The organism is Streptomyces aidingensis, assembly GCF_900112355.1.
Classification (GTDB): domain Bacteria; phylum Actinomycetota; class Actinomycetes; order Streptomycetales; family Streptomycetaceae; genus Streptomyces; species Streptomyces aidingensis.
The window spans coordinates 1-11,797 of sequence record NZ_FOLM01000034.1; the positions used below are offsets into that span (position 1 = coordinate 1).

The 11,797-nt window shown below is 63.6% G+C and carries 10 protein-coding genes; 3 read left to right on the plus strand and 7 right to left on the minus strand.

Annotated features, from left to right (window positions below; genetic code table 11):
• Positions 1-119 precede the first annotated feature (119 nt).
• The gene (locus BM242_RS28125) at positions 120-413 is read left to right on the plus strand and encodes a hypothetical protein (RefSeq protein WP_093841778.1); all 294 of its coding nucleotides are present in this window, start codon (positions 120-122) and stop codon (positions 411-413) included.
• A gap of 101 nt (positions 414-514) precedes the next feature.
• Complete coding sequence (locus tag BM242_RS29085) at positions 515-1,939, plus strand: PIN-like domain-containing protein (protein ID WP_139238488.1); 1,425 nt, start codon at positions 515-517, stop codon at positions 1,937-1,939.
• 387 nt (positions 1,940-2,326) lie between these two features.
• Here BM242_RS29085 and BM242_RS30675 read toward each other — a convergent pair whose 3' ends face one another.
• The 3 genes from BM242_RS30675 to BM242_RS28135 all read right to left on the minus strand — a co-directional run bounded on the left by BM242_RS30675 (position 2,327) and on the right by BM242_RS28135 (position 6,671).
• The gene (locus BM242_RS30675; RefSeq protein ID WP_245834580.1) at positions 2,327-4,108 is read right to left on the minus strand and encodes a helicase-related protein; all 1,782 of its coding nucleotides are present in this window, start codon (positions 4,106-4,108) and stop codon (positions 2,327-2,329) included.
• A gap of 143 nt (positions 4,109-4,251) precedes the next feature.
• A complete protein-coding gene (locus BM242_RS30680) occupies positions 4,252-5,742 on the minus strand; it encodes a DEAD/DEAH box helicase (protein ID WP_245834578.1) in 1,491 nt (496 codons plus the stop codon).
• An 80-nt stretch (positions 5,743-5,822) separates the two neighbouring features.
• The gene (locus BM242_RS28135) at positions 5,823-6,671 is read right to left on the minus strand and encodes a hypothetical protein (RefSeq protein WP_245834579.1); all 849 of its coding nucleotides are present in this window, start codon (positions 6,669-6,671) and stop codon (positions 5,823-5,825) included.
• Between the two features lie 702 nt (positions 6,672-7,373).
• Here BM242_RS28135 and BM242_RS28140 point away from each other — a divergent pair.
• Positions 7,374-8,222: an SPDY domain-containing protein gene (locus BM242_RS28140; protein ID WP_175541625.1), complete on the plus strand. Its 849-nt coding sequence runs from the start codon at positions 7,374-7,376 to the stop codon at positions 8,220-8,222.
• 96 nt (positions 8,223-8,318) lie between these two features.
• Here BM242_RS28140 and BM242_RS28145 read toward each other — a convergent pair whose 3' ends face one another.
• From BM242_RS28145 to BM242_RS28155, 4 genes are all read right to left on the minus strand, one after another.
• The gene (locus BM242_RS28145; protein ID WP_093841781.1) at positions 8,319-8,786 is read right to left on the minus strand and encodes a DNA phosphorothioation-associated protein 4; all 468 of its coding nucleotides are present in this window, start codon (positions 8,784-8,786) and stop codon (positions 8,319-8,321) included.
• Positions 8,786-10,843, minus strand: a complete 2,058-nt coding sequence (locus BM242_RS28150) for an AAA family ATPase (protein ID WP_093841782.1) — start codon at positions 10,841-10,843, stop codon at positions 8,786-8,788. The genes BM242_RS28145 and BM242_RS28150 overlap by 1 nt, the downstream gene beginning before the upstream one ends.
• Positions 10,840-11,004: a hypothetical protein gene (locus BM242_RS29770; RefSeq protein ID WP_175541626.1), complete on the minus strand. Its 165-nt coding sequence runs from the start codon at positions 11,002-11,004 to the stop codon at positions 10,840-10,842. The genes BM242_RS28150 and BM242_RS29770 overlap by 4 nt, the downstream gene beginning before the upstream one ends.
• Before the next feature lie 44 nt (positions 11,005-11,048).
• The coding region (locus tag BM242_RS28155; RefSeq protein WP_281254728.1) for a helicase-related protein at positions 11,049-11,797 on the minus strand (749 nt) is incomplete at its 5' end.

An 11,797-nucleotide genomic window follows, 5' to 3' on the forward strand; every position in this document is an offset into this window, starting at 1 on the left:
AATCCGGCGAGGGCGGGATCGGGGCACCACACCCGGCTTCCTGTGCGAGCGTTCCTGAAGTAACTGGCCGCCGCTCCTGGTTCAGGGCTTGCGGCCGGCAGAGGAAGGGGACCTTCATCGTGAGCACGAGCACCGCACAGTTCAACGCCGACGGCCGGCGTCACACCATCACCCGCGAGCAGGCCGAGGCCGCGGCCTCCCGTCTCACCCCCGCGCACAGCAGCACCTTCAACCAGCACCGCGACTGGTATGCCCTCGTCGGCAGCGGCATCTACTACGTCAAGGACCTCATCGCCGAGGCCACCGGCGTCGAGCCGTCCGACGCCAAGACCGCACGCCTTGCCCTCGCAGAACTCGGCTTCCCAGTCCTGTGCTGGGCCTGGGGCAGCTTCCTCAGAGACGGCAACCGGTGATCCCTGGCCGGGATGGCTACTGCTGACATCGGCAGCCAAATCTCGCCAACAAAACCGAGTTCATATGAACATTGACGTGGAGGCGGAGGATAGGAGACAGCGTGCCGCCGGGACAGGGATTGTTCGACGGATTCGAAGCACAACGAACACCAAGTGATGATGATTACAAGGCAGTCCTGCAGCAAGGACTTGTCGTCCTGGACACTAACGTCCTACTGGATCTCTATCGCATGAATTGCCGGGTCCGCGAGGATATGCTGACAGTCCTCCAGACTCTGGCGGAACGCCTCTGGATACCGCAGCAGGTGATCACTGAATTCTGGCGCAATCGCCAAAGCGAAGAATTGATTGCCTACCATGACCGCAAGGCAGATACCGCCAAGCAAGCATTGCGTGACGCGTTCTCTAGGGCCAATCGCGCGATCGAGGAGTGGACTAGAAATGTTCACGCCGACAGCGAATTAGCTGCACCGCTACGCGAAAAACTTAGCGGAGCCGAGAGGATCTTTGAAGAGCTCAAAGACATGCTAGATTCCCAAGCCGCGGAAGATAGCGTCTTCGGCATTCGCAACACCAATACCGACCCAGTAATTACGGAACTCGAAAGACTCCTTGACGGGCGAGTGGGTTTGCCATTTTGCCATAAGTGTTACACCAAAGAGCTCGACCGGGCAAAGGACCGGGCAAGTCGACAGATCCCACCCGGATTCTTGGACTTTGAAAGCGGCAAGAAAGATGATGAGGCTGCGGGAGACTACTTCGTATGGCGCCAACTTCTCGATGAAGCGGCGTCCCAAAGGACAGATGTACTCTTCGTAACCCGCGACCTCAAAGATGACTGGTGGCGTAAAGCCTCACCGAAGGCAATAAGAATGCCGCGCGTGGAACTTGTGAACGAACTCCGGGATCTCACTGGGCGACGACTCTTCATGGTCGAGCCCAGCGTCCTCATGCGCCAGGTAAGTAGGGTCTTTAAGCTTGAGAAGAAGTTTGACCGCAACTCCGTCGCCGCACTGCAGCATCTCGAGACTGCAAGTGAAGCTGCGGATGAAATGCGGCGCTCTGCTTCGGACACCCGATACGGACTGGCTCAAGTCCCTGGAGGGCGCAGCGGTGACTACGTAGAGACCATCTGGATCATGGCGCAGCTCGCCGAGGAAAATTCGCAACTTTCGTCATGTATTGAAAAATTTATGGAGTACTTCCCGAGTATCACCCTTGTACCCGAAGCCCGTAGAAGACTAATGAACTTGGTCAACCTCGGCCTGGCCGTTGTTCAGCGCGAGCAGATTTACCTGACAGAGCATGGGCGCAAATTTACTGAAAACCGCGATGCCGAACTGCTCTGCAGACTTTTTATGGAGAGGATTAAAGGAGCTGCAGAGGTTCGTGACATGCAGAGGCGTGGCATCGATATCAGCGAGGTCAAGGATCTCCTAGCAGAGCATCCTGATTTGGAATTGAGTGCGACCCAAAGCGACCTGCTAATCCGGTGGATGGGGAAGCTCGGACTCCTGACTCGATGACATGCTGGGTTCGTTGAGACTCCTCGGTCGCTGCAACTCTCAGCCACCTGGTGAGGACGGCCCACTGAGGTGGTGCCCGGTGGACATGTAGTTGCTGCCTCGGTAGGGGACTACCGCGCCTATTGCACGTCATCACATCGAGTGGCCATCGCAATCATCAGCCCAGCGGCCGAGAGACTACCTGCCACCGAATGACGGCTGCTTCCAGGGCGTCGTCGGCATCGTCAAGCGTGCCCATCCCCATCACCCTGCTACACCGCCAAACTCACCCTCAGGCACACTCGCCTGCCAGCAGTGCCGCAGTGGCCACCTCCCTTGGAGTCCGGCTGCCAGCCGTCCCAGACGGCGCGACACGTGGTGGAGGCTGTGCGCCAGCGGGCCAGCGGCCTACCGATGTCGCCGGGTGGTGACGAGCTGGCCGTCCCGGAGGTAATGGGTGAGGTCAAGTCCGCTGTCAAGCATCGCGAGCACGTCGAGGTGCCGGTCGGCGGGCACTGCGCCCAGCGTGCGTCTGCCCCGACCGATCCACAGCATCGGGCCCTCGGTGCTCAGACTCCCGATTTCCACTGGCCCGTCTGCTGCGCCGGGCACCAGCCGGACCAAAGGAATGGTCACCTTGCGGTCGACGAGCAGCTCGCTGACTAGATTCGAGGGGGAGCGGACGTAGTCGAGGAGGTCTTCGATCTCGTACTCGTTCGCCTGGAACAGAAGGGCCCAACTATCGATCTGCTGCATCGCGAGCCACTGGCGCAGGCCTGTTGGCGGACACCACTGAGTTGCTGCCCTCCGGCCGATGGTATGGGCCAGGCGGCGGGAAGTGATGCCGGATGTGAGCAGTGTCAGGGCGTGCTCGGTGTCGACGCCGTGCCGGATGTACCAGGCCATGTGCGTGTTCAGCCGGGGTGCCGTGGGGCTCAACAGTGGGCTGTTATTGACCAGGTTGATCAGGGCACCGGTGACCCAGCTCAGGGCATGCTCGAAGCCACTGCTGATATTGCGAACCGCTTGTTCGAGTGCCCACTCGGCGGGGACGCCGGGCAACCATGCGCGGGCCAGGTCGGGGATGGTCTCACCGGAGATCCAGTCCTGGACTGCTGTGGCGAACGGGACATCCACCTGCGTGCCCCGGCTCCCTTTGTCTGTGAAGCGCCAGGTGCCGGCCACCTCGGGCAGGGTGAGGAGACGCTCGAAAACCTGGTGTTCGGTGAGGAAGCTGAGCGTGCGTTCCAGGGGCCATTCCTCCGGGAAGCCGGGCCATGCCGGCCCTCTGGCCGAGGTGCCGTCACCGGCTGGCTGCTCGGCGAGCAGACGGGCCAGGTCTTGGGCGAGCTGGTCCAAGTCACGGGCTGACCCAAGGCTGGTACCGGTGCTGGACCAGCGGCCGGCCAAGTCGGGATCGGTGGCTCTATGGTCCTCTGCCACGCGCTCCGCGAGCCTGAGCCACCGGCCAGTGGCCCTGCCGTCGTGGGACTGGTTCATCGCGAACAGCGATCGGACGGCGCCGAGGGGGTCCCCGTCCAGGATGGGTGTCGTGGCATGGGCCTGCAGGACGAGCCATACGAATGCGGCGAAGTCCGCAGCGATGCTGTCCGCCAGGGCGAAGACGCCATCGGCCGCCTCGCGGAGCTTGTCCTCGGCGGCGGCGAGCGCGGCCAGGGCTTCGTCGGTAAGCAGCGCGGAGGTGACCTTGAGCTGTTCGGTGTCGGGGGTGAGGGTGTTGAACTCGTCTGGCCGGGGCGGGTAGGGGCGGGTCAGGATGATCCACCCTTCACTCTCCCGGCCGGCACGCCCCGCCCGGCCGATCGCGTTGACGAGCTCGGACGGGGACAGGCTGCGCTGGTTGTCGTAGGCGAGGTGATCACCATGGACCTTGCTGTGGACAATGACCGTGCGTACGGGCAGATTGACGCCGTCGGTGAGGGTGGTAGTGCTGGCGATGGCGATGAGCTGGTCGTTCCGTAGGGCGTTCTCGATGGCCTGGAGGACGTCGTCGGGGAGGTCTCCGTGGTGGTAGGCGACACCGCGGCGGGTACAGCGGACGAGAGGATGCTCCGGCCCAAGGGTGTCTGCCAGGTAGTCGGAGAGCACAGCTGCTTGGGGGCGGTCGTCGAGGTGTTCGGCAATGGCAAGCGCGGTGTTGCGGGCCTCCTTCTTGGTGCCGACGACCATCAGCACGCTGCCAGCCGAGGTGAGCGACGCGGCACCGGCTGCGAAGACCTTGTAGTCGGCGACTCCTCCTGACAAACGGGTGTGGGCGTTCCAGCTGTTCGGGCGGCGGGAGGCGAATCGTCGCAGTCCGACTTCGCCGGTGGTCAGGGGGCAATGCCGGAGGTGGTGGTCGGCCGGACGTTCAGGCTGGCTGCGATCGGGACGGTGGCGACCGTTCTGGAGGGATGCTTCGCTGTCGGCAAGCGCTCGTTCAGCTTGGCTTGGTCTTTGATCAGCTCGGGGTAGAGAAGTCCGTGCAGACGCCGCGGGCCCCTCCAGGTGTCGGTGAAGTACACCTCGTTCGCGGGCTGCTCCGGGGCGAGCCATGATGCAATGTCGCCTCGGTTGCCGACCGCCGCGGACAGCAGCACCAGCCGGACGTCGTTGGTGCTCGCCCTCAGGAGCGCGAGCAGGCTCTCCAGGATGAAGCCGCGCCGACCGTGTGCGAGATGGTGGGCTTCATCCACCACGATCAGACCGACACCGTCCAGTGTGGCCTCGGCGTCGCTGCGGATCATGTGCATGAGCCGCTCGGGCGTCACGATCTCCACATCCCCGCCGCCCTGCTCCCGCCCGGAGGGCAACGGGAAGTCTGGCCGCTCCGCGACCAGACTCCGTTCCAGCAGCCGCAGCCGGCCCCGCAGAGCCGAGCGCATCTCCCGCCCCAGGCTCCGCATCGGCGACACGTACACCACCCGCCCCGGCCGCTGCGCCAGGTGCGAGCAGATCACCAGCTGGGCCATCAGCGACTTGCCCGCGCTGGTCGGCACGCTGATCAAGCTTCGCGGGGTCGAGGAGGCAATCGGGTTGCCCTGCTCTCGCCTCAGCAGTTGACGCTGCGGAGGCCACAGGGTCATCACCGGCGGCTGCGACAGCGTGAAACTCCGGGCAACAGCCGGGGGGGTTCCCGGGGGCAGCAGCGTATAGAGGCTGCTGGCCGCCATCTCCGCGCTCAGGTCAAGCAGGTGCGCGGCCACCCACCGTGCCAGCTTGTCTCCACGACCTGCCCGCTCGTGGACCACGTCCTCGAGCAGCCGCTGTCCCACCGCGAGGTTTTCCTCCTCTCCGAACGCCAGGAACTGGTAGAGACGAAAGATCGCCTCCACGACCGCCTCGGCCGGGCCGTACATGGTGCCGGCCAGTGACTCGCGGCGCATCACCCGCTGCAATTCCCTGAACTGCCGCCGCCACACCCGCAGCGCCTGCCACAGCCACGGCCGGTCGAAGCCGAGGAACATCACCCCCGCCTCCACCGCCAGGGTGCCGATGTGGACGCGAAGCTCGCTGCTGTAATCCACCAGGTCATGCACCTGTCGGTAGACCGCGGTGGCGTTCGGGTCCTGCTCGCTGCGCCGGTATCCGGCCTGGGCGGCGAAGGCGATCTGAAGCCTCTCGGCTGGCGATCGACGCGCATCGCCCAGGGCGAGGTCCATCAGGTGCGCACTGACGGCGAAAGCCTGCCGAACACGCACTGCGTCAAACCCGGGAACCCTTGGGTCGAGCGCTGCCAGCCCATGCAGGAACCACGCCGTGCCGAGCGTTTCGTCCGTGATGCCACGCTCGCCGCGGAACGCGGCGACCTCCAGCTCGGTCATCCTCGCCAGCAGCTCCTCCGCACTGGGGAGCACACCACCCAGCCGGTACTCGCCGAGCACCGACTCGAGCACAGCTGGATCTAGAGTGCGCTCCACACGTACTCCCTCACGTCATCGGCGAAGTCTTCAAGCTCCTCGACCGCCACCACCAGGCCCTGCAGAGCCCCGGCATGCGTGTGCGTGGTGAAGTGCTCGTGGGACCGGTCGAACGCAGTGCTCGGGGTGTCCGCGGCATTCAGCGCCAGACTGACACCCCCGCTACTGGACTGCTGCGCGGTCACCCACTGCCGCACCAGCGAGCTGACGAACTGCTCAGTATCCGGGGAAAGGCGCCGTCCTCCCCACGCCATCTGGCCCAGGTACCGGGCCCCGTTGTCATTGAGCTGCCGCCAGGCGCCACGGATCGTGTCGCTGGGTTTGGACGCGGTTCCGGTGAACTTCTTCACCTCCCATAGCCGGAACACGAACCCCAGCCCACTGCCCTCCAGGCGGTGGATTACCAACCCGTCCGGACCGCTGTCGGTTACCGTCCTCGAAGGCGGATCGATGAGCTCTACGCTGCGCCCTGGTTCGGGGGCGAGATCCCGCGTGGAGAGGTACCAGAGCCACTCACCTATGTAGCCGGTCACCCCGTCGGGGTCGTTGGCCTCGAAGACGGGGCCAGCGTAAGACAGAACGTGCTGCCGGTCCTCATCGGCTAGCTTCTCCCCGTCCAGTGCGGCCTCACGCCACAGCCAGTAGGCGAGGGTGTCCAGATCGGTCCGGGCGAGCATGATCTCGTCAGCAATGATCCAGGCCGCCGCCGCGCGGTCGCTGCGCTGCTCGCTAATGGCGATAACCAGATCCCAGGTGCACTTCTGATTGCGGCCGTGCGGCTCACGTCGGGTCAGGTCAACCAGGCGACCTCCGGCCGATGCGGCGCGTTCCATTGCTTGACGTGCAGGAAACTGCAAACCGACCTTCCCTCCCGTTCCTGGCCCAGCGCCCAGCCCCGAGAGCGAAGACACAGTCCACAAAGCACCCTACGAGATTCCCTCACCATGCGGTGGGCGGCGAGCGCGGGGCGCCGCGTGCGCAACATCAGAGCTGGTTCGAGCGCAGCGGGTCCACCATGCGGGCTGTCCGATGACTTCTTCTAGCAGGCAGACGCTGGCAGTGACCACGTCGAGGATTTGAAATGAACAGGCCAACCCGACTCAAGTCCCCGGTACTGAGGCTGGCGAACGAGGAACGGCTGCGAAGCGAAACCCCGAGGAGTCCGCACCTTCGAGGTTGGTCGAGGGCGGCCAGTCGCTGTCACTCACGGCACATCGACCAGCTGGCTAAACCACGCAGTGTGCCGACATAGGCAACATGGCGTCACCTTCGTCAGGTGGCGGCGGCTGGATGCTCTCACCGCTGTCTCGGTGTCGATGACACTGCTGCAGGCGGGACCCGCAACATCGCTCACGGCAGACACGTATGAGTGGAGACCACGCTCAAGAGCATGTCAACGTACAGGTGCCGGTAAAACACCAGGTCAGCAAGGCAATTGTCAACAAACGGGGAGCGCGCCCCCGGCCCCTTGCTGGCTGCACTTCTGGCCGTCGCCTCTTCCGGGAACGGCCATCCTGCATCTGGAAGGGATCAACATGGAGAGCGATTCCCGCGGCGCCGCTGCCGTACGGGCCATCGACGGGGGCAAGGCACTCAGGGTGTCCCCTGTTTATCTGGCGGGTGAGGACCGCAGTGGTGCGGCCCGTGTCGCCTATCCACTCCGCGACGATTTCGGATGGTCCATGGGATCCACGGGTGTCGCGAACGTGGTTCTGGACAGCCCGTGCCGGCGCGCACGGATCGGGTATATTCCCACTCACCCCCTCTACACCTCACTGTGGGTTGTGGGCGTCGCCGTCGCTCCGCTCCACCCCTTCGTGTGGACGGCCGAGTTCTCGCACGGCACTCCGAGTGAAATTGTTGCCGCGTTCGCCGAAGCTCTGACGTACGACCTCTCGGGAGGCGGGCGAGACGCGTTGCTGGACGACCGAGACCTAGATCTGGTGATCTCCCCCCTCGCCCAGGCGGGCTGGCGGGAGACCCACCCCTACGTGGGTGACGATGGCAACGACGCGGGAACGGCCACTGAGGCGCTGCGGAGCCGGTATGTCTCGCCGGAAGGCCTCGCCAGAACACAATGCTTTGCGGTGGAGGCGGACGACGCGACGGGCCTGGATGTCCATCGGCACGAGGGGTGGGAGGTTGCTGCCGGCGTCCCAGAGGCCAACTGGCGCGCGACCTTCCCGGCAGCCGTTCCGGATCACCTTGTCGCTGCTGTCACTCGGCGGTTGGGCGCGGTACGTCCGGTCTTCCGTGATGAGCGCGACCTCCTGCCCGAGTTGCGGGAGCACCTGACCGTTGCTTCCAACGTCTCCGGTGAGGCACCGGAGGCAAGGCGCGGAGGCGCTGAGAAGCGGGGCAAGCCACGGCGCTCTCAGAGCTGACACGTTACTCGGTGGGGGAGGCGTGGAAGTGCCTTCCCCACCGAGCGCCATCACGAAGTCGTGACTCTCAGCATCACTGGGGAGCTGGCCGGAACATCACCAGTCGAGCTGGCCTGCGGCGAGGATTTCTGTGGTCAGGTCACGCTCGTCGTCAGGCGGGGCCGTAAGAGCCTCCATGACGAGGGCACTAAGCACGGCCGTCAGGTCACGTCCGCCACTCGCATTAAGCTCACCTTGAATGAAGTTCAGGCCCCAGTTCGCGTACTCCTCAAAAATCAGCACGCGATCCTTGAGCCGGTCGTCTGCCAGAATCTTGGCATCCTCCGGCTCCTCAGCAGCCGCGAGCAGGTCGAGAAGCACATCTCCGAACGGTCGGTTCTCCACTCGGGAAAGGTTGATCTGCTCTCCCGTCTTCTCGAAGGGTTCCCGCCGACCCTTCCTCTTGCCCAGCGCAGCGGCGAACATGATCGCTTCATACATGGCGGAGAAGGGGCCGCTCTTCCCTGTCAGGGATGCCAGCAGCTCCTCGTGGTCCGCCGGGCGGCGGAAACGCTCTTCGGCCATCAGGCGGTCACCTCTTCCAGGATGGTGTGTTCAAAGTCGCCTCGGGTGACGTAGGGCACCGCGCGATTGTTGATCGTGATGGTCTGCTCCTTGGCATCCTCTTTGGAAGTGACTGACCGCAGTACATACATCCGGGATGCGGATGCCTGCAGGTGTCGCAGTACTTGGCCTCGCGCCTGGGACTGCGACAAGAGCGTCACGATCTGGGAGGTGAGCCGCGGCACAGACTCTGCGACCTGGTCCTGGTACTCGATGTCCAGATTGCCAAAAGGGGCGTCCATAACGACGGGGTAGATCCCACCTTCATCAAGACCTCCCCCGTCTGTTTTCCGCTTGCGCACATGGATCTCCTTGGCCATTTCGGAGACGGCGCCGACGAAGGACAAGCCCAGGATCTGGTTCTCGCCGGTGCTGCGGATCGCTGCGGGGCCTGCAACGTTCGCGTGCAGCTTCAGCTCGAATCGGGAAGACAGCTCCGGCGTGAACGGCTTGATGCAGATCCGCGAGAAGACGTTCTTGACCTTCGCGTCAAGCTCTTGGCGCACTTCGGCGGTGCGAACCTGGAGGATCCGGTGGAACGCATCGAGGACCTCCTCCACAAGGCCCATCTGCCGTTGCAGGCGGCGAGCTTCGTCATCTTCCACCTTGGCAGCGCGGAATTGACGGCGCGAGCGCGTAAGGTCCTCCTGAAGTCGTTCGATTTCTCTCTCAGCATCGCGATGGGCGCCAAGTGCCTCGACGCGCTTTGCGTCGAATTCTGCACGCCTGTCCTCCAGCTTCGGGACGTCAACGACGTCCACACCCTTCAGTTGCCGTGCGATATCGCTCTCTTCGGCGTCAATATCGTCGATCTTGGCGCCGGCGGCCTGCAGGTCGCTGCTGATACTCCGCAGTTCCTCCAAAAGGGCATTACGAGCATCGACGAGTCGCGCCGCGTTTCCGCGGAGATTCATCCAGCGTGCTTGGACGTCGGCCAGTCCTGCATTGCTCAAGCGTTCAGTGAGTGCCGCATGCGCTGGCGAGCCGGGAGGCACTGCCGTACCGCACATGCAATAACCGTCATCCAGCAGTCCGTTGATGTAGTCACGCTGGATGCCCGCGGGGAGCTCTTGTCGCCTGCGCATGCCTTCTGCCAGGTCTATCACCGTTTGGTCAAGGCCAGCAGTGAAAGCGATGAATCCGCGCTCAGCCAGAGCCCTTCTTTGGCGCTCCTGAAGCTCCAGGAGGCGCAGTCTCTCTTGCTCTCGGTCCTTGGCCAGCTTTGCCCTGCGCATCTGAAGAGGGGCGGCCTCACGGTTGTCGAGCAGAGCCTTGTTGGTGGCCTCGACCTCGGCCTGATAGCTGGAGATGTCGGCAGCCAGCTTCCGCTGCCGATCCCTCGCGGCCGCAATCTTTCGCTCGAGGTCTTCCTGCACTTGAGCAAGGGCCTGCAGACGACCGCCGCCGAGCTTCTTGGCGGCAGTGGTGAGTTTGCGGGTCGCAGCTGGAAGGTGATCGTCGATAGCGCGTTCGATCATCTCCAGGCCCATGAGCGTCTTGATCGCGTTCTGGACTTCACCGCTGCCGTCTCGGGTGAACATTCGCTCCATTCGTTCACCGTTGAAGAAGAAGAACCGACGGAGACCTTCCGGCAGGATCTTCTCGATGCGATCTTGGCCGTTGGTGATCGTATTGCTCTCGCCCTGGCGAGTCTCGTTCACCACCAGTTGCGGTGCTGGCAGCTTCTGGGCTTCGGTTTCCTTGATTGCTCGGACCTCACGGCGGACCGAAAAAACCGCACCTTCGTGCTCGAACTCCAACCGCACTCCGGCCTGCACCGTGGTACCAAAGGATGCTTCCTGCCACACGCGGTCGTTGATGATCCGCTCTTGGTGCTCCACGTCGTCGGTAAACTTCCCGTAGAGCGCCCAGATGAACGCGTTGAGCAGCGTCGTCTTTCCAGCACCGTTCATACCGAAGATCAGAATGGTGGGTTTGTCTTCAGTCACGTCGAGTTTAAGAACGTGGCGCCCGTGAAAGACACGAAAATTGTCGATGGTCAGCTTGAGCAGCTTCACTTGGCAAGCTCCTTGGCCGCGTCGATGATTCGGTCAGGGAGCCTCGTCGGATTCTGCACGTGCAGGTACTCGCGCTCCAACTCAAGTACGCGTTTGGCGAGTTCTCGCGCTTCTGGCGACAGGCTGTTCAAGATCTCCTTAGCGGTCTCCTGAGCGTTCATGGCGCCTCCTTTGTCCTTGCTCGTTCGTCGACTCACGTCACTCATCAGATCTCCAACAGCCCGTACCGCTGACGCAACGGACGCAGGACATCCAGCGTGGCAGCCTCGTTCTCCGCCAGTCGTGCAAACTCGGCAACTCGGCCCAGCTCACGGGCGACCATCCGGCGCTCCGTCTCTCGATGCAGACCTTCGGCCCCTTCCGGGGGGACGACGATGAAGTCGATGATGTCCGCGAGGTCCTTGCCGGGAGCAGGGCGTAGCACCCGACCACGCCGTTGGATGAACTGGCGTGGGTTGGAGGAACTCGCCAGCAGGTAGGCGGTCCGTGCTGCTGGGACATCCACACCTTCGTCCAGACATCGCATCGACAGGAGGACCTGGAGGTCTTCTCCCGCACCGAAGCGACGAAGGATCGCACGACGCTGGTCCCGGGGCGTCTCGGAGATGTACTTGGCGGCCGGCATGCGAAGCTCATGACCAACCATGTACAGCACTCGGTCGAGCTGAGTCGGCTCGTCCAGACCGCCAGTGGTGCCATCGGCTAGTGGGTGCCGGCCTTCTGCGCAGTAGAGGAGCTGGAACCAGTCGTTCTCACGTCTGCCGATCTCGCTTCGCAACGCCGGCAGCTTGGCGCGAGCGTGTCCGAGGATGTTTGCGCGCTTGCGCAACAGCCTCCCGAGCGGGCTCTCGTCGTCGGCATCATCGGCAGACTCTTGCGTGGCGAGTGCCCTGGCGATCTTCTCGGTGACCTGGCCGTACAGCTCGGCTTCTTCAGCATCAAGCTCGACGAGCA